Here is a 22946-nt window from a genome sequence, read left to right as displayed (position 1 = left end):
TTACTGGAACACCCGGTAGACGCCCAGCGAGAACGACAGCAGGCCCAACCCCAACAGGACGATGCCCGGCGCGCAATCGAGCAGGCGGCGCACCCGGCGGTAGCGGTCCAGGCGCCGTGACAGCAGGCTGTAGGCAATCAGGATCGAGACGTCGATGGCCGCCCAGATCAGGATCAGCGCTGCCGCCTGCACGGTGAAGGGCTCGTGGGGCGAAATGAAGCCCGGCAGGAAAGCCAGGAAGAACAGGATGTCCTTGGGGTTGGACAGGCCCACCCCCATGGTCTTCCAGAAGCCGTAGCCCTTGCTGGAGCATTGCACCGACTCCGACGAACTGCTGACCAGCGCATTGCCACCCAACCACGCCAGGTAGACGCCGCCCAGGATCTGCCCCCAGTTCAGCACTGCGGCGTTGATGTGCAGGGTGGTGTAGATCGCCACCAGCGCGCACACCAGCAGCACCTGCGCCGACACCACGCCGCCGGCGATGGTCCACGCCGGCCAGGCGCGTCGCGCATCGGCGATGACCATGGCGACGATGGGGCCGGGCGAGGCAATCAACAGCAGCACGGCCAGGGCAAAGGAGAGGTAGGTGGTGCTCATAGTCAGATTACCAGGTCGAAGACACGCTGGTTGGTGCCCAGCATCTCGGTGTAGTGGTGTTGCCCGGTGATAGCGAAGGTGCGCTGTATCCAGCGGTCGCTGCCGTCGAGCAGGGCGGTGAAGGGGCTGCGCGCGTGGGCGGTCTTGCGGTTGTCGATGATCAGCAGGTCGCCGGTGGCCAGCTTGACCGGCTGCTTCACTTCCCAGGCAATGTTGTGCAGGTGCTGCAGCTGGGCCTGGGCCTGCTCGCTGCGCGCCACCATGAACTGGGGGTCGAAGCGGAAGTAGGGGGCGTTGGGGTCCCCGTAGAAAATCGTCTGGTGCTTGCCGATGTCGATGCGGCAGTTCTTCTCGGTGGCGCTGTAGTCGGACAGGAAGTTGTAGGGCTCGTCCAGAAAGAAGGCGGTCTCTGCATGGCTGAGGTGCGCCAGCATGTTGTCGATGGACGTGACATAGGTAATCGCCTCGCCCAGCGGGTCCTGGCGCAGGCACAACAGCAGCAGGTAATCGGGTTGCACGGGGTGGAAGGCGTTCTCGGTGTGCAGGTCCAGCTCGGTGTCATAGCTGTCGGAGCTGGCAGCCTTGGAATGCGCCTGGTGAGGAAAGAAGTTGTTGATGATGGCGCCCTTGGATTCCTGCGGGTAACCAATCGCCTGGCCCAGCAGTGATGTGGCTTGCAGCAGGCACTGTTCGCTGGCATCGTCGGGCTTGGCCAACGCATCGCGGCTGGTTGGGGTGGCCGGAATCTGGCCGATGGGCAGGTCTTGCAGGTGCAGGTAACCGGCCTGGTTGCCGAAAACCCTGAAGTTGAGGATTTGCGCGATCTGTTCCTGACTCAATCCCCCACTGGTTATGCTCGCGGCCAGCAGCTCATCAATGTTGGTATTTGGCATGACTTCGTTCTCTTGATCCATTGGCAGTCCAGGTCACCTCCTTTCTCCTGAAGTGGGTGGGGCATCCCTTGGAGCCGATCAGAGTAGGGGGGCGGCCATGGCCTTGAAAAACGGATAAAGTGTCCGGGTTGCATGAGCAAAAATCATGGTTAAGGAAAGTGTCATGACTTCGCGGCTACCCCCGCTGTATGCCCTGCGAGCCTTTGAAGTCGCGGCGCGCTATGGATCGTTCACCGTTGCGGCACAAAACCTGTGCATTACCCAGAGTGCGGTGAGCCGCCACGTGAAAACTCTCGAGGACCACCTGGGCGCCCCGCTGTTCGAACGTAAGGGCCCCAAGCTGGCGCTGACCGACACCGGCCGGCTGCTGGCCCACGAGCTGGAGCGCAGCTTCAACGCCATCGAGAACGCCTGCGCCACAGCCCGCCGCCCCAAGGGCACCTTGCGGGTAAAGGCCCCCTCCACCCTCACCATGCGCTGGCTGATGAGCACGCTGGAAAGCTTCCAGGCCGACAACGTGGCCGACCGGGTGCAGCTCACCAGCGCCTGGATGGACCTCGACACCGTGGACTTCCGCAACGAGCCGTTCGACTGCGCCGTGCTGCTGAGCAACGGCGACTTCCCCAAGGACTGGAACTTCATCAAGCTGTTCGATGAGTGGCTGGTGCCGGTGTGTGCGCCGTCGGTGTACCGCAAGGGCCCCTGGAACATCGAGCACCTGGGCATGGCCGAACTCATCCACCCCTCGCGCGACTGCCGCGACTGGCGCCGCTGGCTGGAACGGCAGGGGCAGGGCGACGCGGTGGACTGGAACGAAGGCAAGCGCTTCGACACCCTGGAACTGGGCATGACCGCGGCGGCGGGCGGGCACGGGGTATCGATCGGCGACCTGGCGCTGGTGGGGCCACAGTTGAAAGATGGCTCGCTGGTGCTGCCCATCCCCACTGCGGTGAAGACGGGGGACAGCTATTACCTGATCTGGTCGCAGCGTAATCCGGAGCATTACCTGCTGGAGCGGGTGCGGGATTATTTGTTGGCGAACGTGCCCATGATCGAAACCAGAAATATACAGATGCTGGATTAAAAGACTATCCACAGTTGTCGGTAATGCGGCTCAGTCGATGGCTTTTTGTCTCTTCCGCGCCTCGATCTGCTTGATGCTCTTTGCAGGCGTGGGCAAATCTTCAGGCATGGTGCCTCCGAGCTCGGCGATGGTCTCGCGTACTTTCCTGCTCGCCCCAGAGCCAATCGAGACCAATACGAGCGAGTCCTCGAAATGGTCATCGACTTCATAGCCGCTGCCAGCACACGCATCCATCGCACGCGCCAACACCGCCTGAAAATGTCGAAACTCGGAGTAATCGAGCAGCTTGGACAAGCTTCTCGCGGACCAATACTCAGCGCCGTTATCGTCCAGCTGCCTGTGCTGCTCGAATGACTGATGCTGATCGTCCATTGCTTTTACCCCTGATTCATCAATTGCGCGGAGTGGGCAAAACAGCCCAGGTAGGAACCAATGATTCTAAAATAAAAAGCCCCGGCATAATGGCCGGGGCTCGTCTTTGGGGGCGATATCAGGTCGCCCTTTTGTGACATTTGATGTGCTTGAGTACCAGATGTAGGATCCCAGAAAAGCTGGACTTAACGGCCCGATGATACGGGGCAAGAGTGCGGCTTTTGTGGGAATGAGGAGATCCACTTTTCCCTAAGAAGTTGAACAAATCCAACGTTCCTCCCACAGAAAGTGAGACTAGCCGATCTAGCAGGGAATCGCTCCCCACCCCGGCGTTCGCCAGGCTGTATTTGATTGCCCTTTAAGCACCGTGAATGTCACCAAGCCCGCCCTCATGTGGGACTTGGTTTCTGGAGCCGATCAACGGCGGCCTCTCCAAGTATGAGCCAGACTCATCCATGCGCCGGATCGCCCTCAAATGCGCTGAAGAGGATGCAAATCTCCGAGCCACGCTCAGTTTCGATCTGTAAAACGCCTGCTCGAAAACTCCTGATGTAAAACTGGCGTTGGCGTTAGCGGTACGGAGTAAAAAAACTGCGCCCGTCAAAAGGCTGCCGACGACCCTATCGACAAGGTGTATTACCTTCCGCAGGCGCCGCCGCATCGCTGAACCGCTTGAGGTCATCGGGGCTAAGTTGCGCGGTGGCTGCCAGCAGGCGCAACTGCCCCAAAGCAACATCATGCCGTGACTGGGCCAGGCGCATGGCAATGTCATCCAGCCGGTCCTGGGCCAGCAGCACGTCATTACTTACCGCAGCGCCATCCTCGAAGGCGGTACGGGTCGCGGCGCAGGTCGCGGCCGCCGAACGCGCAGCGTTGCTCAGGGCCTTGAAACGGTTGATACCACCGACCACTTGCACATAAGCCCGGCGCGCAGCCATCTCTGCCTCCCGCCGCTGGTCAAGCAGTTCGTAGCCTTGACTTTCGCGTTGAGCGATGGCCTGGCGCACGCGGCTGCTGGTGCCGCCCCCGGCATACAGCGGCAATGACATTTTCAGGCCGACAGCGGCTTGGTCATAATCGCGCGACGACAGTGATGCACCCATCAATTCACCGCCGCCCGCGTCGAAGCGACCATACGCGGCAATCAGGTCTAAGGTGGGCAGGTGTTCGGCCTCTTGCCTGTCAACACCCTTCTCGGCGATCTGCAACTTGATCTGGGCCGCCTGCACGGCGAGGCTAGCATCGCGGGCACTGTTCGCCCAGCTGTCGATATCGGCCGGTACGGGGGCCTGCAGCACGCTGCGATCGGCAGGTACCGATAGCGTCTCGGGTGCCTGCCCGGTGACCTGGCGGAAGGCCTCCTGGGCAAGGGTAAGTGCATCCTTGGCGTCCAGCTCTCGGGCTTCGGCCAGGTCGGCTTGGGACTGCAGCGCATCGACCTCTCGGCGGGTAGCGCTGCCCTGATGGTTGGCATTTTCAAGGTGTTGATGCTGTGACGCGACCAGCAGGCGATGACGGTGGGCCGCCTGCAAGTCCTGCTGGGCCAGAGTAACGTCGAAGTACACCTGCGCTACCTGGAGGATCAGCGCCTGGCGAGCGGCCTGTACTTGCAGTTGCCCGGCGCTGCCCGCCAGGGTGCCTTGATCATGGGAAATCACATCCTGCCAGCGCAGCAGGGGCTGGGTGAGGACCACCGCGTAGGCGTTGGCGTTGTTGCGATCATGTTGTACAGGGCCTTCATCGCGGTGGTCGACCCACCCGGTGCCGGCTACGATGGAAAGGTTGGGCAGCAATCGTGCACGACTCTGCGGCTCAGCCTCATCGCTCGCCCGGGCCTGTGCCTGGGCGGCAGCAAAACCGGCGTTGCTGGCCTGCGCCTGGGTGAAGTAATCATAAAGGCTGGCGGCCGACGCCTGGGACACGCAGCACGCCAACAGGGCCAGTGCGGCCGCGCAGTGGAGCGAAGATTTAACGTTCACCGGGTAACTTCCTGTTCAAGGGTGAGAGCCGGAGGGATGGGCGCAGTACGACGCATCATCAGCACCATCGGGATACCGATGATCATGACCGCCCCGAGCCATCCGAACAGCGCGCTGAAGCCCAGCATCTGGGCTTGGTCGCGGGTATGCTGGAGGATCATCAGCGCCAGTGTCTGATCTGGCGCAGCGCTGCCATCCAGCAACCGAGGCTCAAGCTGCAGAGCACCCCACGGGCTGTTCGACAGGTGGGCGTCGGTAACATGCTCGGAAATCTGGAGGTAGCTGCTCCAGGCAAAGCGGGTGAGGCCGGTGGCCGCCAGCGCGATGCCCACGCTGCCCCCTAACTGGCGCATCAGGTTCAGCACGCCGCTGGCCACCGAAACCAGTTCGGCCGGCAATTGGCGCATGGCCAAATTAGTCAGAGGCACGAAAATCATACCCAGGCCGAACCCGCGGATCACCAAGGGCCAGTACAGTGCATCGGGGCTGCTCTGGAGGGTGAACTGGGTATGCAGGTACATCGCGTAGCCGTAGACCAAAATGCCGAGGCTGACGAATAACCGTTCATCAATGCGGTTTTCCTGCGATAACTTACCAATGAGCAAAGTGCTGACAGCGCTGGCCACCGCCCCTGGGAAAATGACCAGGCCGCTCTGCCAAGCGCTCTGGTGCAAGAGCGTCTGCAAATACAGCGGCACCATGAACAAAGTGCTGTACAGACCGAAACCCACGCAAAATGCACACACCGAGCCCAGTAAAAAAGCGCGGTGGGTGAACAGGGCCAGATTGACAATCGGGTTGGTGATGCGCCGCTCCCACAGCACAAAGGCAACCAGCCCTGTCACGCCGGCCAACAGGAACGCCAAGGCGATGTCGGAGCCCAGCCAGCCCCAGTGCTCACCGCGCTCGAGAAATATCTGTACGCCGCCCACGCCCATGGCCAGGAGCCCGAAACCCGCTACATCGATGCTGGAGGGCCGCTGTTCGTTAGGCGAGTCGTACACATACAGCCACGCCAGAGTAATGGCCAGCCCCCCTAGTGGTAGGTTGATCAGGAACACCCAGTGCCAGGAAAAATGGTCGATCAGCCAGCCGCCTATCGAAGGGCCGAGAGTAGGCCCCATCATCACGCCGACCCCGTACAGCGAGAGGCCGGTGCTGACCTTTTCCCTGGGGAACACGTCATAGATCGTTGCTTGCGAGATGCCCAACAACCCGCCCCCGGCTATGCCCTGTAGGACTCGCCAAAACACCATGTGCCACAGTTCAGTCGAGGCTGCGCAGCCCAGTGAAGCGACGACGAACACGGTTGAGGACACCAAGAAGTAGCGGCGCCTGCCGAACCAGGCCGATAACCAGCCGCTGGCCGGTAGAATCACAACGTTCGCGACAATATAGGCAGTGGATACCCAAGAAATCTCGTCCACGGACGCGCCGAGGCTGCCCATCAGACTGGGAATCGCGACGTTGACGATGGTGACGTCGAGGAGTTCCATCATCGATATCAGGGTGACCGCGAGTGTCACCATATATGGCGATTTCATGAGCGTTCGGCTGCCGGACGTACATCGATTCGCACATCGGCGCTCATGCCCTGCAGCAACCTATCACGGAAGGCCGCAGGCACGTCGACCAGTTCAATGCGCACCTGTATTCGCTGCACCACCTTGGTGAAACTGGCGGTAGCGTTTTCCTGAGGTAGCAAGGAAAAGCTGGCACCCGTTGCAGGCACCAGGCTTTGCACGACGCCTTTGAAGAGGTGGTCGGGGAACGCATCGACTTTTACTTGGGCTGACTGGCCGATCTTGACGTGCTCAAGGCCGGTCTCCTTGAGGTTGGCGTCTACCCACAGATGATCGGTCAGCACCAGGCTCAAGAGTTTTTGTCCCGCCACCACGAACTGCCCCGGTTCTGCATGGCGATCGGCAACGATTCCATTGGCGGGCGCGGTCTGCCGAGTGTCGGTGAGCTTCAATTGTCCCAGAGTCAGGGTGGCTTCAGCGGCGGTGATGCGCTGTTGCTCGATTTTCAACTGTGCGGCCTGCAGTTTTGGTCCCTGGGCGGCGGCGGCGGCTTGCTGGCGCGCTGCTTCGAGTTGATGGGTAGCCACATCCAGGCGTGCCTTGGCCTGTTCCAGCGCCTGGATGGTCACCACATCGTTGGCTTGCAGGCGGCTGGCGCGCTCGTAATCGACGCGGGCCTGGCGCAGACTGGCCTGCAACTGCGCCGTAGACGCCTGAGCGGCATCGGCGCGCAATCGGGCGTCGCGCAACTGGCTATCGAATACGCCAGGCGTGTCGCCCTGGCCTGCGGCGATCAGCAATTGCTGATATGCGGCCTGCGCTTGCTGGAGTTGCAGGCGATACTCGTCATCACGCAGCTGATAGAGCACTTGCCCCTGCCTGATGTGCTGGTTGTCGGTGATGGGTACCTCTACGAGGATACCGGCCATGCGCGCCCTAATCGGAATGATGGTGCCACTAACTTGTGCATTGTCGGTGCTGACAAAGTCGCGGCCATCCTGCCAACGCATCCAGCCACCAATGCCAAGCCCAGCGACGATCAGCACACCCACTGCAGCCTTGAGGTATTTCTTGTTCATGGGATTACATCTCATAGCAGCGCCCGGCTGGGCGTAGGGGGTGGTGAACGTCAGGCCGGCTGAGTAGGCTCGGTCTGCTGTTTACGTTGGCGCAGCTGTTTGTAAACCCCTTGCCAGAGGTCTATCCGCCCGTTCAAGGCCGCCTTGGCACTGCCGATCATCGCGGCTTGGCTGGCAGGGTCGGTGACCATCTGAGCGATGATGCGCTTGGCTGCCGGCCCATGATCGTCACCGTCCAGTTCGATGTGGCGTTTGAGGTAATAGGTCAGGCGCGGCACGCTGCTTTGATCCACCCCCCAACCCTCCAGCAGGCCGGTGAACATGTCGGGGATGATGTCTTCGCGGCCGAAGAAAAAGTATGCCAATGCCTGCTCGGTGGTACCGTGCAGGGCGATGTCCAGGGTCTGCGAGACAAACACTCGAGCGGGGCCGGGGATATCATCGGCTTCCAGGGCCTGGTGTACTTCAACCCCTTGTTGCAGTGCAGCGATGAAACGATCAATAGGACCGGTATCGGCTCCAATATCCTGCATGGCATGCAGGTAAAGCTCGAAATGCGAGATCGCACCACCGTCTGGGTGCTCATCCGTTTCCTCACCTACCACGATCTCGTTGATCAGTCGTGCTGCCAAGGTGTGGCGCGGGGGTACCCATGGCAGAGCGGTGCACGTCAGGTCGCGCTGGATACGCTTGAGCAGGGTCATGAAATCCCAGACTGCGAATACATGGCTTTCCATTAGCAAGCGCACGTCCTCCACCGTTTTGATGTGGCTGAACAATGGGTGGGTCAGCAGGCGATCTTTTTCGGGCTGGATGTAGAAATCAATATCAAGTGACATGATCATTTCCTTGGATGTTGTCGTGGGTGGAGGGCACGGGAGGAGTGTCGCCAATGCGTTTGGGGGCGTATGCGTACCGGCGCTGGGCAAAGCGGAATGAGTGAAAAAAGCCAGTTTCTACCCAGTGGGATTTGTCCGAATACCAACCGGCTGCCTGCAATTGCCGGTGCACGCCGGGGAGCCGCCAGCACGCGATGCCTGGGTACAGGTGATGCTCCAGGTGAAAGTTGGAGCCCATGTACAACAGACTGCAAATGACCGAGCTGCGGCTACGCGCCGGCACGTTGGGCTGCTCCTGGGTGAAGGCATGTTCCTGGTAGCTGTTCAGGCCGGAGATCAAGACCACCATCATCAAGCAGAGCGGCCAGGCGATCAGCAGCCCCGGAAACCGTTGGGCCGCGATCAGGTGCAGAATTATCCACCCTGTCTGGGTCATCAGATTGAGGCGCGCGAGGGTAATCAAGCTCGCCGGTTTGATTGGTACCGCTGCGGCCAGCGTGTGATCGCCGGCAGCCAGCCTTGCGGTCAGGCAGGCATAGCGGGCGGTGGCGGCCAGGCGCGACAACACTAGACGGCCAAAAAGACCGCGATACCTGGAAAATAGGCGCAGGTCCGGATCGTTGCTTGCGTTATTCAGCCGGTGGTGGCTCCAGTGATCCACTGCGTAGCCGGTCACGCAGAAGCCGCTCAATACCGAACTGACCAGCACGCCGAGCGTACAGCTGGCCAGGCGGTCGCGAGCGAGGTTGAAATGAAACCCTTCATGCCCCAAAACACCGTGCAGAAACAGGCCAAAGGCAGCCAGTGCAGCGGGCACGCAGGCGAGTAGGGCCACAACCGATGCCTGTGTTAGCAGGTATGCCGCCCCGGCCAAACCACCGGCGTACAACGTGACGACGTAGGCGACGGCCAAAGCCGATTGGCGGCTTTCGGGCTGGAACAGTCGCCGGTCCAGCGCAGGGCGGATCATGGTGCTGTTCAATCAATCAATTCCGGCTTGAGCGAGAGTTGTCCGGAGCGGGTCAGCTGGCGCAGGCGCAGGGAAATAAAAGCGTCTATAAGGCTGGGCATGGCCCGGGCGCAGAAAAAGGTCAGTGTGCCCATCAAGGTCAGCCCCCGATTACGCAAGCCACGTTTGTGGCAGGCTCTCACCAGCCCCTTGCTGGCCGACTCAAGAGGCTCCTCCAGGCTGAGCACAACTTTATCGCCCCATTTGAAGGACACCAGACGCTTGACAGACAGACCTGCCAGTTCCGCAGGCTGGTGGATAGCGGTATCGATGAAGCCTGGGTACACCGTGACCACGTCCAGTGCATCGCCGTATTGCATGCGCATCACATCAGACCAAGCGCTTAGCCCGCGCTTGCTCGCCGCATAGGCGGCGACATAGGGTGCGTTGACCATGGCGAACAGTGACGAAACATTGATGAGCTTGCCATTGCGGCGCAACAAGCCTGGCAGCAGTGCTGAGGTAAGCTCCCAGGCGGCGAATAGGTTGACTTCGAGGGCCCTGCGAGCATTAGCGGTCACGCCGCTTTCACCATGCTCTAGGGTTAACAGCCCGGCGTTGTTGATCAGGATGTCAACATCCCCGAACAGCGATTGGATCGACTCGACCGCTTTTTCCAGCGCGTCGCCATCAGTGAGATCGAAGCAATAACTGCCGTCGAGTTGCAGGTCTACAGGCCCGTTGAGGCAGTCGATGCCAATTACAGTCGCGCCTTCAGCCTTGAGCTTGCGTGTTGTCGCCAGGCCCAGCCCGCGAGCAAACCCTGTTATCACAATGACCTTACCGTGCATATGATCCACTCCGTTATGCAAGATTGAAAATACTGTGGTGCAGATAGCGATCCATGGCCGAGCCCACGCTGGAGCGGGCGGGCGGGTGAAAGCACAGCCCGCGACAGCTGTCACTCCACATCGAAACGCTGGGGCTGCAAATAAAGCCCCTGCCGCCATATAACCGTTGCGCCAGCGTGGCGTTGGCCTCCAGGCATTGTTCAATTCCGTAGCGCACGAGCAGGAGACGGGCGAGCAGGTCGTCCGGGTCAGCGATGTCGTCGTCGGCTTCCAGCGCCAGCCCTTCCAGTGCGCTGAGGCACAACTGCATTCGGCTAGCAAGTTCGATACGTTGGTCGGTATTGCCTCGGCTTGTCAGCACAGGTTCTTCGATCAACCCCAGGCAGGTGCCTAGGTACGCGGCACTGATCAACAGCTCGAAACTGATGAAGCCAATGATCTGAACCCTTCCCAGTTGCTCTCGCAGGCCAGCGCTGAAAAGCATGCGCTGGTTGACGAACACCTCGTCTAAGCGAACTTCGACGCTTTGCGCCGCCGCGAGGCAATGGTTCGCCCAGAAAGGCGTGCTGCTCACCCCGGGGGTTTTCGCTGGAATCATGGCAATCATCAATTCCTCGCCCGCAGGTGTCATGCGGCTGTAACTGGCAGTCAGCAGGTCCATGGACGCTCCCAGGCTGCAGGGCTTTTTGCTACCAGTGAGGTACACCCCCTCCGGGGTTGCACGGGCGCTCATGCTTGCGTCGAGGATATGTGCTCCACCGCCTTCGGCAAACCCGGATGCCAGCATCAGGCGCTGCTGTGCAATGGCAGTAAGCAGGAGTCCTTCTGGGCCTCCCTGGCGGCTGATGGCTACCAGGCTCGCCACCGAAAACTGGTGCATGGTGGTGGCCACGGCCAGTGAAGGTGAGCGTGCACCCAGCGCAATCTGCACCTGTACGGCATCGAATAAACTGGCGCCCTGCCCACCACACGCAGAGGGGATCAGCAGCGCTACCGGACCATGCTGCTTGAACCATTGCACCACTGGGCTGGCTGCATCTTCGCGTTGGGCAAACGGCATTTCGCCCAGTAGCGCATCAAAGCCGGGCGCGAACCGTTCAAGGGTCGAACGCGCCCGTTTCAATAGCACAAGGCTCATGAGTGCGCGTCCTCGAACACGCCCAGTGGAAAGAGGCCGCTGAGTATGGAGTGGATGTTGTCGTGAATCGCTTTTTCCGCTACTGGATCCAGCATGTCAGACAACATCGGCATGCCCAGGTCAAAGCAGGAGGTGAACTCGATCACGCTGTCCTGCGCCTGCTGGTGCACATGCCAGGCGCCAGAGAAATGCTCGATGTCGCCTTCAGTTTGTTCAAAGTGGATGCGGTGATTCACGGGGTCGAAGGTATCGCGCTCTTTCCATTTGAGGATGCCGTTCTGAAAGTCGACCTCCCAGTTGGTCAGCGTTGTAACGTCATCCAGCCGGTCGACGGTGATTTTGCGTACCGATTGGCACAGTGTCTGGTATCGGTTGAAGTCGCACAGCTGCGCGTAGGCACTGCTGATGGTCGTCATTGGAAGACGAACCCGCAGATTGACGGTTTTCATGAAGGTGTCTGTTCTTTAAGTAGTTGAGTAAGTGCGTAGGTAAAGCCGGATAGCAGCCACTCGACATCGCTCTGGCTGTAGAAGGCCGAGGGCGTGAGGCGAATGACTCGATGATCGTTTAGCGAGTGGCAGACGATGATGTGACGCTCCAGAAGGAACATAACCATCTGCGCAGCCATAGACGCATTTTTGAACTCGAAGCCGATTAACAAGCCAGCACAGCGCATCTGCACGATGTCTTTGGCGCCTGGGGTTTCCAGCAGATCATGGAAGAGGTCACGCAGTCGTTTCCCCAGATCCCGAGCGAGCTCCACCACTTGCTCGTCGAGCATCACCCGCAGCGTGGCCTGCACGGCGGCCATGGCCAGGGGGTTGGCGGCGAATGTAGAGGTATGCATCAAGGGGTTGCGGTCGAGGGGGGCCTGAACCGAAGCGGTGGCCACCATGGCACTCACCGGCACGCAGCCACCGGACAGGCTTTTGCCGACCAGTAGGATGTCTGACGTGACCCCTTCGGTGTAGGAGGCCCACCAGTTTCCGGTACGGCCCATCCCCGATTGGATTTCATCGAAAATCAGCAGTGCGCCTGTTTCATCGCATATCTCACGCAGCCCCTGCAGGTAGCCCGGCGGCGGTAGGATCACGCCGGCTTCGGCCTGAACCGGTTCGACAATGACACAACAACGCACCGTCGCAGCGCGCAGCTCTTGCGCTATGGCGGGCAGGTCGCCAAAAGGAACAAATGCACAGGCGCCCAATGCGGCCTGGAAAGGCTCACGATAGGTCTCGCGCCCGGTCACAGACAACGCTCCCAAGGTTTTGCCATGGTACCCGCCATGGGTCGAAATAAACCTGGCGCAGCCGTTCATGCGCGCCAGCTTGAGGGCGGCCTCGGTGGCTTCGGCACCAGAGTTGCAGAAGAACACATAGTCCAGGCCCGGGGGGCATACCGAACTTAACAAAGCGGCGGCGTGGGCTTGGTCGGCGTTGATCAGCAACTTGCTGGCCATGGCATGGCGATGCAGTTGCGCACTCACTGCGGCAACTACCTGGGGGTGGCCGTGGCCCAGCAGGAACACTCCGTAGCCACCGGCATCCAGGTAAGCCTGGCCATGGCTATCTTTTATCAGGTTGCCGTGGCTGCTGGCCTCGATGGGCAGGTTCATCATTGAAGCAAGACGGGCATAGCCGGCATTGACATGGCGGCGGTACAGTTCAAGCACGTCAGGCGGCAAGCTATTCATGCCGACTCCATGGATGTGGGTGCCTGACGTCGTCGCGCGCCTGCGCCGTAGTGACGTGCAAGATCATCCAGGCCCGGGGTCAGGGCGGCCAAGGTACTGAGCATTTCTTTGGTTGGGCTGCGTGCGGCCAGTTGTGCAGCGGGTAGCAGCTGGTCCAGGGTGCTGGGTAGTGGCGAGCGCAGGCTGACGTAACGGCACATGTGGATTGCCCGAGTCAGGGCTATTTTCAAGGGGCCTTGCAGCGAGGGCAGAAAGACCGGCTTGATCAGGCGTTCGTAGACCTCCGGCTCGATGCAGCGGGGGCTCTGGTAAGGGCGACCGCAGTGGTCCATGGTCTGGCCAATCAGCGTCAGCAAAGTACCAATGGAAAATGCTTGCGCTCCACTGGACAGGAAGTGCTCTTCATCAATGCGGCGCTGATCCAGTGCCGATTTGATGGCACTGGCGGCCACATCGCGGGCCAGCACGTCGACGTAACCGGCAGTGGGGCAAGGTAGGATCGGTAGGTACCCGCCCATGACCAGGGCCATAGTGGCATGCAGCCCCTGTGCTTGCGGCATATGGCCATCGCCGGCATTGCCGATGAGGATAGAGGGGCGGAAAATCGAGGCGGGGACCCCGGCGTCCCTCACGCGTTGCTCGGCTTGGCGCTTAGCCATCTCATAGGGTGTCATTTCGCCGACACCTGGATAGTAATCGCAGGGGTGGGTAAAGGCAGTGCTGATGTGATAAAGCGGAGCGCGCGCTTGCTGGGCAGCGTCCAGCACGTTTTGCGTGCCAAGGCTGTTGACGGTAAAGATTTCCTGCGGCTTGCCAGTCAGGCGCGTGATGGCTGCGCTGTGGATTATCCAGTCGGTCTGCGCGCACAGGTTATCGAAGTTTGTTTGTGCAAGGCCCAGACGTGGCAAGCTGATATCCGCGTGGATTTGTTCCACTCCGTCGACATGAATAGGGGTCTTGCGGGACAGGCAAATCAACCTGTAGTCAGGCAGCAACTGTTCGACAAGCGCGCTACCCAATACCCCTGCGCCTCCTGTCAGGAGGACCGTCATCCGTTCTTTTCCCGCCACGTGCATGAACCCCTGCGGTGGCAATCGGCCAGGCACAGGGGTGCCGCCTAATGCAACCGGCTATTTGGAAGTGAAAAAAAAGACGGCAGCGAGGCCTGGACCGGACTTGCCTTTTCAGCGCACCGCTGCCGACGAAGGTGACCACACCCAGCACGGCATCAAACGTGCTCGGGATGGGTCAAGCATGAGGGGTCAGAAAGTAGCCGTCTTGAACGTTTCGCTTGCATCACGCATGGCGCACGCGGCACGAGCCGGTGATATGCCGATCATGCGCTGCATCATGCGGCTAAAATGTGCCTGGTCAGCAAACATACCATCCATGGCGGCTTGGGTCAGGTCAGCGCCCTCGGCCAGCGACCGGCAGGCGCGCTCGAGCTTGCGCCATACAATCCACTGGGACAGCGGCACACCTATCTGGCTGCGCGCCAGCACCCGCAACCTTGGGCTAGATAGACCCGCGGCGGCTGCAGCCCGGGATACGGCCCCCTGACCACTCCAGTCATTGCGCAGCGCCTTGAGCGCTTTCGCCAGCCTGTCATCGATAGGGTCTTCCGCCACCAGTTGTGCCACCAGCGTGCTGACGGCGGCCTCCAGGCTAGGCTGTGCGGCGAGGGCGTAAATCAAGGCCGTCTGCGGCAGGACAAAATCGGCTTCACCCAGCAACCGGGTGAGGGCGCGCCCTAGGGGAGCATCGGGGTAAACATAGAGATAAGCGACCCGATCATCCGTAACGATGGCGCAATGCTCGACAAACGGGGCGATGATCACCACAGGTGCATTGAGCAGTTGCTGCCCTACCTGCACGATGACGTTTGATTTCAAGCCGATGCATATCTGTATTGCGACGTGATTGTGGGCAGCGCTTTGGTCGCTATGGCCAACGTATCCCGACCATTCCTCGCCAAAAGCAATCGTGGGGCCCTGCATCTGTACTCCTCCGTGAGCGTTTTGCCAGTCGCGATGGTAACCGAATCTCTCGCAGGTAATGGCTATTTGATCCAATTTTCGTGATGGTGGCAGCCCGGCCCCCGGTATAACCGCGCCTTAGGTGCCCAACTCCTACGGCTGTGCCAAAAATCATGGATTCAGCCGCTACCCTCTTACATGGGGCGGTCGTTGCGTCGCCCCATGCAAGAGGCGAAATGACAACCGGAGCCATGAGATTCAAATTTCGCACTGAAGGATGAGCAAAGCTCATCCTTCAGTGCTTCAACCTTTTGCATCCCGTTGGATCTGTCGAAGCGGCCGCTCCGGTAGGTTCGCGCTGCGGTCGGCTGCTTCATTGCCGTACCTCTGCGGGTTTGTAGTGGTCAACTGATCCCGGACACTGCGTTAAGTTTTTCCTCGGCAACGGCAGGCGCCAAGCCGTCGTTGAACTGATGTGGTCGCCGCCAGTTGTACCGCTCCATAAGGAAACGACTGATATCTTGTTTAGCCAACGCGGCGCTCATGTAGCCCACCATCGGTATCCATTCAGTTTTCAGGCTGCGAAATAGCCGCTCCATCGGCGCGTTGTCGTGGCAGTTGCCGCGCCGACTCATGCTCTGCGTGAAGCGGTATCTCCATAGTCTTTGGCGGAAACTCCGGCTGCCGTATTGGCTGCCCTGATCGCTGTGAAATAGCACATTCTGAGCCCGGCCACGCTGCTCATAGGCCATATCCAATGCCTTGATCACCAGCTCAGCGTCAGGCTTGACTGAGAACGCCCAGCCTACGACCCGGCGGGCATAAAGATCGATCACCGCTGCCAGATAGTGCCATCGACCTTCGGCCCAAACGTACGTGATGTCACCGCACCAGACCTTGTTGGGGGATGCCACGCTGAACTCTCGATCAAGTACGTTCGGGATATCGGGTCGCTCCACGGTGGCCTTTTTGTAGGCATGGGAGCCCGGTTGTTTGCTGATCAGGTTCATCTCGCGCATCAACTTACGTACCTTGAATCACCCGATTTGCATGCCGTCCTCTTTCATCATCAGCATAATGCTTCGACTGCCCGCAGCGCTTCGGCTTTGGGTAAACAGTTCGTTGACGCGGCTGCGCAAAATCACCCGTTCGGCATCAGGGGATCGGCGTTTTCGAAGGTATGCGTAGTAGCAAGATCGGGTGACTTCAAATACCGAGCACAATAGATCAACCGGCTCCTCGGAGCGAAGCCGATCGACTAACGCGAGCGCTCGTGTTCCTCGGCCATCAAGAGCGCGGTAGCCTTTTTTAGGATCGATTTTTCCCGTTCCAGACGATTGATTCGGGCTTCCAATTCTTGGATTTTTTGCTGCTCAGGTGTTAACGCCTTGCTGGTCGGGGTGACACCGCCACGTTCTTGCTGGAGCTGGTTCACCCAACGACGCAAGGCCGACTCAACCAGCCCAAGCGAACGGGCTGCCTCGGTATGGCTGTAGCCTTGATCGAGCACCAGGCACGCAGCCTCGCGCTTGAACTCAGGGGTAAAGGTACGACGTTGCTTGGTCATCAGACACCTCTCTGTGGCGAGCATTCTCGCCTAAATGGGTGTCCGGTTTCATTAGACCACTACATCTGTCGCCCGAAGAGGGGGAGTGCACGATCAGTAGTAACCGACCATAAAAAAGGCCAACCCTATGGGTTGGCCTTTGGGAGCTGATATCAACATATTGGGATAACAGCTAACTTTTCTGGGATCCTACACCAGGATCAGAAGTCCAGGTTCGAGACCGCCAAGGCGTTGTTCTCGATGAACTCGCGACGCGGCTCGACCGCATCGCCCATCAGGGTGTTGAAGATCTGATCGGCAGCGATCGCGTCTTCGATGGTCACCTTGAGCATGCGGCGCACGGTTGGGTCCATGGTGGTTTCCCACAGCTGGTCCGGGTTCATCTCACCCAGACCTTTGTAGCGCTGGATGGTGTGGCGCTTGGTGCTCTCGGTCATCAGCCACTCGAGGGCTTCCTTGAACTCCACCACCGGCTTCTTGCGTTCGCCACGCTGCACGTAGGCACCTTCGTCCAGCAGGGTCGCCAGTTGCGCGCCCAGTGCGGTGACGGTGCGGTAGTCGTTGCTGCCGAAGAAGTCGCGGTTGAAGGTGATGTAGCTCGCCAGGCCGTGGGAGGTGATTTCCACTTCCGGCAGCCACACGTTGCGTTCACGGTCTTCGCGCAGGCTGGCCTTGTAGACCAGGCCCGACTTCTCGCTGGTGCGCAGGCGCGCGTCGAACTTGGCCAGCCAGGCTTGCATGCCGGCGTGGTCCGACAGGTCTTCCAGCGACACCGCCGGCAGGTACACGAAGTGCTCGGTGAGCTCTTGCGGGTACAGGCGCGACAGGCGCTTGAGGGTCTTCATCACCATGCGGAAATCGTTGACCAGGCGCTCCAGTGCCGCGCCCGAGATACCCGGTGCCGAGTCGTTCAGGTGCAGGCTGGCGTCTTCCAGGGCCGACTGGGTCATGTACTCTTCCATGGCCTCGTCGTCCTTGATGTACTGCTCCTGCTTGCCCTTCTTGACCTTGTACAGCGGCGGCTGGGCGATGTAGATGTAGCCACGCTCGATCAGCTCGGGCAGCTGGCGGAAGAAGAACGTCAACAGCAGCGTACGGATGTGCGAACCGTCGACGTCAGCATCGGTCATGATGATGATGTTGTGATAACGCAGCTTGTCGATGTTGTACTCTTCGCGGCCGATGCCGCAGCCCAGCGCGGTGATCAGCGTGCCCACTTCCTGGGACGAGATCATCTTGTCGAAGCGAGCTTTCTCGACGTTGAGGATCTTGCCCTTCAGCGGCAGGATCGCCTGGGTACGACGGTTGCGACCTTGCTTGGCCGAGCCACCTGCGGAGTCACCCTCCACCAGGTACAGTTCGGAGAGGGCAGGGTCCTTCTCCTGGCAGTCAGCCAGCTTGCCTGGCAGGCCGGCGATGTCCAGCGCGCCTTTGCGGCGGGTCATCTCGCGGGCCTTGCGCGCAGCTTCACGGGCACGGGCAGCGTCGATCATCTTGCCGACGACGGCCTTGGCCTCGTTGGGGTTTTCCAGCAGGAAGTCGGAGAAGTACTTGCCCATTTCCTGCTCGACCGCGGTCTTCACTTCGGAAGAAACCAGCTTGTCCTTGGTCTGCGAGCTGAACTTCGGATCAGGCACCTTCACCGAGATGATCGCGGTCAAACCTTCACGGGCGTCGTCGCCGGTGGTGGCTACCTTGTTCTTCTTGGCCAGGCCTTCCTGTTCGATGTAGTTGTTCAGGTTACGCGTCAGCGCCGAACGGAAGCCCACCAGGTGGGTGCCGCCGTCGCGCTGGGGAATGTTGTTGGTGAAGCACAACAGGTTCTCGTTGAAGCTGTCGTTCCACTGCAGGGCGATTTCCACGCCCACGCCGTCTTCGCGCTGTACGTTGAAGTGGAACACCTGGTTGACTGGGGTCTTGTTGGTGTTCAGGTATTCAACGAACGCACGCAGGCCGCCTTCGTACTTGAAGGTCTCGTCCTTGCCCGAACGTTCGTCCTTCAGGTAGATGCCCACGCCCGAGTTCAGGAACGACAGTTCGCGAATACGCTTGGCCAGGATGTCCCAGCTGAAGTGGATGTTCTTGAAGGTTTCAGCCGAAGGCTTGAAGTGGATCTGGGTACCGGTGGTTTCGCTGTCGCCCACGATCTTCATCGGTGCCTGTGGCACGCCATGCACGTAAGTCTGTTCCCAGATCTTGCCGCTACGGCGCACGGTCAGCACCAGCGTCTCGGACAGGGCGTTCACCACGGACACACCTACACCGTGCAGGCCGCCGGAAACCTTGTACGAGTTGTCGTCGAACTTACCGCCGGCGTGCAGCACGGTCATGATGACCTCGGCTGCCGATACGCCTTCTTCTTTGTGCACATCAACCGGGATGCCGCGACCGTTGTCACGGACGGTGATGGATTCGTCAGGATGGATAATGACGGTGATGTCGTCGCAGTGGCCGGCCAAGGCTTCGTCGATGGAGTTGTCGACGACCTCGAACACCATGTGGTGCAGACCGCTACCATCATCGGTGTCGCCAATGTACATACCGGGACGTTTGCGTACGGCATCCAGCCCTTTCAGCACTTTAATGCTGGAGGAATCGTACGTTTGATTTTCGCTCATGCCTTCACTCCCGATGGTCGTGGGTCTGGGTGATACGGCCCTGTTCCACGTGGAACAAAGCGACTGGCGTTTCCGTCTGCCAGCCTTCCCTCAATAATTCGTGGTCTACACAGGTGATGAACACCTGGCAGCGTAATTCTTCAAGCAAGCGGCAAAGCGCGCGGCGGTGTTGCTCGTCGAGTTCTGACGGCAAGTCGTCCACAAGATAAATACATTGACCGCGGCGTGCCTGGCTGACGAGATGCCCCTGGGCAATACGCAACGCGCACACCACCAGCTTCTGCTGGCCACGGGAAAGGATATCCGCAGCGTTGTGGGCGCCCAGTCGCAAGCGCAAATCAGCGCGTTGCGGTCCAGCCTGGGTGTGGCCCATCTGTTGGTCACGAAGCAGGGAAGTACCGAGCACCTCGGAGAGGTCCCGCTCCTTGTCCCAGCCGCGGTAGTAACTGAGGGTCAAACCTTCCAGCTCGACGAGCTCACTGAGGGTCTGCTCAAACACCGGCTTCAATGCCTTGATATAGGCCCGGCGGTATTCATCAATTTCAGCACTGGCCAGGCATAACTCCCGGTCCCATGCAGCTTGCGAAGCAGCGTCCAGTGTACCATGCCGCAGCCATGAGTTTCTTTGCTTCAGGGCCTTCTGAAGTCTTTGCCAGGTGGCCATGAAGCGCGGTTCCACGTGGAACACACCCCAGTCCAGGAACTGTCGGCGTATTTTTGGAGCCCCTTCCAACAGGCGAAAACTGTCCGGGTTGATCAGCTGCAACGGCAGTATTTCCGCCAACTGCGCCGCACTACGGGCGTTCTGCCCGTCGATCCGGATAGTGAAATCGCCTGCCCGCTCCCGCGAGACACCCAGCGCGGCGTGGCCGCCTTCGTTCAATTCGACCTGGCCGAACACCGTGCAAGCGCCTTGCTCGTACTGGATGACGGGCAACAGCCGGGTGCTGCGGAACGAACGCGCCAGCCCCAACAGGTGGATGGCCTCCAGCACGCTGGTCTTGCCACTACCATTGGTGCCGTACAGGATGTTGATGCGGGGGGAGGGGGAGAAGGTCACCGGGTGCAGGTTGCGCACCGCGGTGACAGAGACACGACTGAGGGACATTAGAGTCTGCTGGGCAAGTTACAGGCGCATCGGCATGACGACGTACGCGGAGTCATCGTTGTCCGATTCCTGTACCAGCGCACTGCTGTTGGAGTCGGACAGGATCAGACGCACTTGCTCAGTGGTCATCACGCCCAGCACGTCCAGCAGGTAGCTGACGTTGAAGCCGATTTCCAGCGAACCACCGTTGTAGTCCACGCCCACTTCTTCTTCCGCTTCTTCCTGCTCAGGGTTGTTGGCCTGGATCTTCAGCTGGCCGGCGGCCAGTTGCAGACGGATGCCACGGTACTTCTCGTTGGACAGGATCGCGGTACGGCTGAACGCTTCACGCAGGGCCTGACGGTCGCCCAGCACCAGCTTGTCACCGCCTTTTGGCAGCACGCGCTCGTAGTCGGGGAACTTGCCATCGACCAGCTTGGAGGTGAAGGTGAACTCGCCGGTGGTAGCACGGATGTGGTGCTGGCCCAGGACGATGCTGACGGTGCCATCCGGCTCGGTCAGCAGGCGCGCCAGCTCAAGGATACCCTTGCGCGGCACGATGACCTGGTGGCGGCCGTCATGGGTGATGTCGGCTTTCATCGAGCACATGGCCAGGCGGTGGCCGTCGGTGGCCACGGCGCGCATCAGGCCATTGGACACTTCCAGCAGCATGCCGTTGAGGTAGTAGCGCACGTCCTGCTGGGCCATGGCGAAGCTGGTGCGCTCGATCAGGCGGCGCAGGCGGCTTTGTTCCAGGCTGCAGGTCAGCGAGCCCGGACCTTCTTCAACAGTCGGGAAGTCGTTGGCCGGCAGGGTCGACAGGGTGAAACGGCTGCGACCGGCCTTGACCACCAGCTTCTGCTCGTCGACCTTGATGTCGATGAGCGCGTCGTTGGGCAAGCTCTTGCAGATGTCCATCAGCTTGCGCGCAGGCACGGTGATTTCGCCCTGCTCGGCAGGCTCTTCCAGTTGCACGCGGCCAACCAGTTCGACTTCAAGGTCGGTACCGGTGAGCGACAGCTGCTGGCCTTCGACCACCAGCAGTACGTTGGACAATACCGGCAAGGTCTGGCGGCGCTCGACGACGCCCGCGACCAGTTGCAGGGGTTTCAACAGGGCTTCGCGTTGAATGGTGAAATGCATGGTCTAGTCCCTTGCCTTTAATAAGCTGCGCTGACGTTCATCAAGTAGTCAGCGTCCGCAGCAGGTTCTTGTAGTCCTCGCGGATATCCGCGTCGGATTCCTTGAGTTCGTTGATCTTGCGGCAGGCGTGCAACACGGTGGTGTGGTCGCGGCCGCCAAACACATCGCCGATTTCCGGCAGGCTGTGGTTGGTCAGTTCCTTGGACAGGGCCATGGCTACCTGACGCGGGCGGGCCACCGAACGCGAGCGGCGCTTGGACAGCAGATCGGAAATCTTGATCTTGTAGTACTCAGCCACGGTGCGCTGGATGTTATCCACACTCACCAACTTGTCCTGCAGCGCCAGCAAGTCCTTGAGCGATTCGCGAATCAGCTCGATGGTGATGTCACGCCCCATGAAGTGCGAGTGGGCGATGACGCGCTTGAGCGCACCTTCCAGCTCACGCACGTTGGAACGAATACGCTGGGCAATGAAGAACGCCGCGTCGTGCGGCAGTTCGACTTTGGCCTGGTCTGCCTTCTTCATAAGAATGGCGACACGGGTTTCCAGTTCCGGCGGCTCGACGGCCACCGTCAGGCCCCAGCCGAAGCGGGACTTGAGACGCTCTTCCAGGCCTTCGATTTCCTTCGGGTAGCGGTCGCTGGTGAGGATCACCTGCTGGCCGCCTTCAAGAAGGGCGTTGAAGGTGTGGAAGAACTCTTCCTGGGAACGCTCCTTGCGGGCAAAGAACTGAATGTCGTCGATGAGCAGCGCGTCCACCGAACGGTAGAAGCGCTTGAACTCGTTGATCGCGTTCAGCTGCAGGGCCTTGACCATGTCGGCGACGAAACGCTCGGAGTGCAGGTACACGACCTTGGCATTGGGGTTCTTCTTGAGCAGGTGGTTACCCACGGCGTGCATCAAGTGAGTCTTACCCAAACCTACGCCCCCATAAAGGAAGAGCGGGTTGTAGCCATGCTTGGGGTTGTCGGCAACCTGCCAGGCGGCCGCGCGGGCCAGCTGGTTGGATTTACCTTCGACGAAGTTCTCGAACGTGAACGTGCGGTTCAGGTAGCTGGTGTGCTTGAGCGCACCTTCTACCTGGACGTTGCGCTGTTCCGCGCGCACGGGTGCCTGCTGCGAAGCGGCGCCGGCCATCGAGTCGAAGCTGTCACGCGAAGGCTCTTCGCTGACGCTGGCCATGGCGGCGGGCGCAACTGCAGGTTCCTGAACCGGAGCGGCGACGGGCGCGGGTTGCTGCTGCGCCGCCTGCGAGGCGGCCACGGCGGCGGCCAACGGTGCGTTGGGGGCGGCACGAGGCGCCGAGCTGCGACGGCTGCCTATTAATAAGGAGAGCGCCGGCGCGATTCCGCTGCCGTGCTCGCCCAGGAGTTCAAGCAGGCGTCCCAGGTACTTTTCATTGACCCAGTCCAGCACAAAGCGATTGGGCGCATACACACGCAACTCGTCGCCTTCGGCTTCGACCTGTAGCGGACGGATCCAGGTGTTGAATTGCTGGGCAGGCAGTTCATCGCGCAGAAGCTCCACGCACTGCTGCCAAAGTTCCACTGACAC

At 60.2% G+C, this 22946-nt stretch carries 19 protein-coding genes and 1 pseudogene; 1 reads left to right on the top strand and 19 read right to left on the bottom strand.

Going from position 1 to position 22946, the window contains the following annotated elements; all coding sequences use genetic code 11:
• Nucleotides 1-600, bottom strand: coding sequence for a LysE family translocator (locus tag AC0J42_RS00100; protein ID WP_416421665.1), 600 nt, complete (start codon nucleotides 598-600; stop codon nucleotides 1-3).
• 2 nt (nucleotides 601-602) lie between these two features.
• The gene (locus AC0J42_RS00095) at nucleotides 603-1493 is read right to left on the bottom strand and encodes a TauD/TfdA family dioxygenase (protein ID WP_416421664.1); all 891 of its coding nucleotides are present in this window, start codon (nucleotides 1491-1493) and stop codon (nucleotides 603-605) included.
• A gap of 163 nt (nucleotides 1494-1656) precedes the next feature.
• On the opposite strand from AC0J42_RS00095, the gene AC0J42_RS00090 reads away from it, so the two are divergent.
• Nucleotides 1657-2577 (top strand): LysR substrate-binding domain-containing protein, encoded by a 921-nt coding sequence (locus AC0J42_RS00090; RefSeq protein WP_473004971.1) that lies wholly within the window; start codon nucleotides 1657-1659, stop codon nucleotides 2575-2577.
• A 30-nt stretch (nucleotides 2578-2607) separates the two neighbouring features.
• Here the strand turns inward: AC0J42_RS00090 and AC0J42_RS00085 are convergent, their stop codons facing one another.
• The 17 genes and pseudogenes from AC0J42_RS00085 to dnaA form a co-directional block, all read right to left on the bottom strand.
• Entirely contained in the window at nucleotides 2608-2949 is a 342-nt protein-coding gene (locus AC0J42_RS00085; protein ID WP_473004970.1) for a hypothetical protein, read from the bottom strand.
• 620 nt (nucleotides 2950-3569) lie between these two features.
• Entirely contained in the window at nucleotides 3570-4928 is a 1359-nt protein-coding gene (locus AC0J42_RS00080; RefSeq protein WP_473004969.1) for a TolC family protein, read from the bottom strand.
• Entirely contained in the window at nucleotides 4925-6472 is a 1548-nt protein-coding gene (locus AC0J42_RS00075; RefSeq protein WP_473004968.1) for a DHA2 family efflux MFS transporter permease subunit, read from the bottom strand. The genes AC0J42_RS00080 and AC0J42_RS00075 overlap by 4 nt, the downstream gene beginning before the upstream one ends.
• The gene (locus tag AC0J42_RS00070) at nucleotides 6469-7530 is read right to left on the bottom strand and encodes an HlyD family secretion protein (RefSeq protein ID WP_473004967.1); all 1062 of its coding nucleotides are present in this window, start codon (nucleotides 7528-7530) and stop codon (nucleotides 6469-6471) included. Before AC0J42_RS00070 ends, AC0J42_RS00075 begins: the two co-directional genes overlap by 4 nt.
• 50 nt (nucleotides 7531-7580) lie before the next feature.
• On the bottom strand, nucleotides 7581-8369 hold the full coding sequence (locus AC0J42_RS00065; RefSeq protein ID WP_473004966.1) for a DUF3050 domain-containing protein: 789 nt from the start codon (nucleotides 8367-8369) through the stop codon (nucleotides 7581-7583).
• Nucleotides 8359-9351, bottom strand: coding sequence for a fatty acid desaturase family protein (locus AC0J42_RS00060; protein WP_473004965.1), 993 nt, complete (start codon nucleotides 9349-9351; stop codon nucleotides 8359-8361). The genes AC0J42_RS00065 and AC0J42_RS00060 overlap by 11 nt, the downstream gene beginning before the upstream one ends.
• Complete coding sequence (locus AC0J42_RS00055) at nucleotides 9348-10169, bottom strand: SDR family NAD(P)-dependent oxidoreductase (protein WP_473004964.1); 822 nt, start codon at nucleotides 10167-10169, stop codon at nucleotides 9348-9350. Before AC0J42_RS00055 ends, AC0J42_RS00060 begins: the two co-directional genes overlap by 4 nt.
• Nucleotides 10170-10182: 13 nt before the next feature.
• Nucleotides 10183-11307, bottom strand: coding sequence for an acyl-CoA dehydrogenase (locus AC0J42_RS00050; protein ID WP_473004963.1), 1125 nt, complete (start codon nucleotides 11305-11307; stop codon nucleotides 10183-10185).
• Complete coding sequence (locus AC0J42_RS00045; RefSeq protein ID WP_473004962.1) at nucleotides 11304-11756, bottom strand: type II toxin-antitoxin system RatA family toxin; 453 nt, start codon at nucleotides 11754-11756, stop codon at nucleotides 11304-11306. The genes AC0J42_RS00050 and AC0J42_RS00045 overlap by 4 nt, the downstream gene beginning before the upstream one ends.
• On the bottom strand, nucleotides 11753-13000 hold the full coding sequence (locus AC0J42_RS00040; RefSeq protein WP_473004961.1) for an aspartate aminotransferase family protein: 1248 nt from the start codon (nucleotides 12998-13000) through the stop codon (nucleotides 11753-11755). The genes AC0J42_RS00045 and AC0J42_RS00040 overlap by 4 nt, the downstream gene beginning before the upstream one ends.
• Nucleotides 12997-14052, bottom strand: coding sequence for an SDR family oxidoreductase (locus AC0J42_RS00035; protein WP_473004960.1), 1056 nt, complete (start codon nucleotides 14050-14052; stop codon nucleotides 12997-12999). Before AC0J42_RS00035 ends, AC0J42_RS00040 begins: the two co-directional genes overlap by 4 nt.
• Before the next feature lie 210 nt (nucleotides 14053-14262).
• The gene (locus tag AC0J42_RS00030) at nucleotides 14263-14997 is read right to left on the bottom strand and encodes an AraC family transcriptional regulator (RefSeq protein WP_473004959.1); all 735 of its coding nucleotides are present in this window, start codon (nucleotides 14995-14997) and stop codon (nucleotides 14263-14265) included.
• A 383-nt stretch (nucleotides 14998-15380) separates the two neighbouring features.
• A pseudogene (locus tag AC0J42_RS00025) lies at nucleotides 15381-16543 on the bottom strand (IS3 family transposase).
• Nucleotides 16544-16743: 200 nt separating this feature from the next.
• A complete protein-coding gene (gene gyrB, locus AC0J42_RS00020; protein ID WP_416421662.1) occupies nucleotides 16744-19161 on the bottom strand; it encodes a DNA topoisomerase (ATP-hydrolyzing) subunit B in 2418 nt (805 codons plus the stop codon).
• A gap of 4 nt (nucleotides 19162-19165) precedes the next feature.
• Nucleotides 19166-20269 (bottom strand): DNA replication/repair protein RecF, encoded by a 1104-nt coding sequence (gene recF, locus AC0J42_RS00015; RefSeq protein WP_416421661.1) that lies wholly within the window; start codon nucleotides 20267-20269, stop codon nucleotides 19166-19168.
• Between the two features lie 18 nt (nucleotides 20270-20287).
• Complete coding sequence (dnaN, locus tag AC0J42_RS00010; protein ID WP_027980937.1) at nucleotides 20288-21391, bottom strand: DNA polymerase III subunit beta; 1104 nt, start codon at nucleotides 21389-21391, stop codon at nucleotides 20288-20290.
• Nucleotides 21392-21431: 40 nt separating this feature from the next.
• Nucleotides 21432-22946: a chromosomal replication initiator protein DnaA gene (gene dnaA, locus AC0J42_RS00005; protein WP_473004958.1), complete on the bottom strand. Its 1515-nt coding sequence runs from the start codon at nucleotides 22944-22946 to the stop codon at nucleotides 21432-21434.

It is taken from the genome of Pseudomonas sp. Tav-5-1A, assembly GCF_055755055.1.
Note: the sequence above shows the minus strand (reverse complement) of the source record. Positions and strands in the feature narration are given on the sequence as shown.

Coding starts and splice junctions, on each gene's coding strand:
- AC0J42_RS00100 (WP_416421665.1), bottom strand. CDS start 600: ATGAGCACCACCTACCTCTCCTTTGCCCTGGCCGTGCTGCTGTTGATT.
- AC0J42_RS00095 (WP_416421664.1), bottom strand. CDS start 1,493: ATGCCAAATACCAACATTGATGAGCTGCTGGCCGCGAGCATAACCAGT.
- AC0J42_RS00090 (WP_473004971.1), top strand. CDS start 1,657: ATGACTTCGCGGCTACCCCCGCTGTATGCCCTGCGAGCCTTTGAAGTC.
- AC0J42_RS00085 (WP_473004970.1), bottom strand. CDS start 2,949: ATGGACGATCAGCATCAGTCATTCGAGCAGCACAGGCAGCTGGACGAT.
- AC0J42_RS00075 (WP_473004968.1), bottom strand. CDS start 6,472: ATGAAATCGCCATATATGGTGACACTCGCGGTCACCCTGATATCGATG.
- AC0J42_RS00070 (WP_473004967.1), bottom strand. CDS start 7,530: ATGAACAAGAAATACCTCAAGGCTGCAGTGGGTGTGCTGATCGTCGCT.
- AC0J42_RS00065 (WP_473004966.1), bottom strand. CDS start 8,369: ATGTCACTTGATATTGATTTCTACATCCAGCCCGAAAAAGATCGCCTG.
- AC0J42_RS00055 (WP_473004964.1), bottom strand. CDS start 10,169: ATGCACGGTAAGGTCATTGTGATAACAGGGTTTGCTCGCGGGCTGGGC.
- AC0J42_RS00050 (WP_473004963.1), bottom strand. CDS start 11,307: ATGAGCCTTGTGCTATTGAAACGGGCGCGTTCGACCCTTGAACGGTTC.
- AC0J42_RS00045 (WP_473004962.1), bottom strand. CDS start 11,756: ATGAAAACCGTCAATCTGCGGGTTCGTCTTCCAATGACGACCATCAGC.
- AC0J42_RS00040 (WP_473004961.1), bottom strand. CDS start 13,000: ATGAATAGCTTGCCGCCTGACGTGCTTGAACTGTACCGCCGCCATGTC.
- AC0J42_RS00035 (WP_473004960.1), bottom strand. CDS start 14,052: ATGACGGTCCTCCTGACAGGAGGCGCAGGGGTATTGGGTAGCGCGCTT.
- AC0J42_RS00030 (WP_473004959.1), bottom strand. CDS start 14,997: ATGCAGGGCCCCACGATTGCTTTTGGCGAGGAATGGTCGGGATACGTT.
- gyrB (WP_416421662.1), bottom strand. CDS start 19,161: ATGAGCGAAAATCAAACGTACGATTCCTCCAGCATTAAAGTGCTGAAA.
- recF (WP_416421661.1), bottom strand. CDS start 20,269: ATGTCCCTCAGTCGTGTCTCTGTCACCGCGGTGCGCAACCTGCACCCG.
- dnaN (WP_027980937.1), bottom strand. CDS start 21,391: ATGCATTTCACCATTCAACGCGAAGCCCTGTTGAAACCCCTGCAACTG.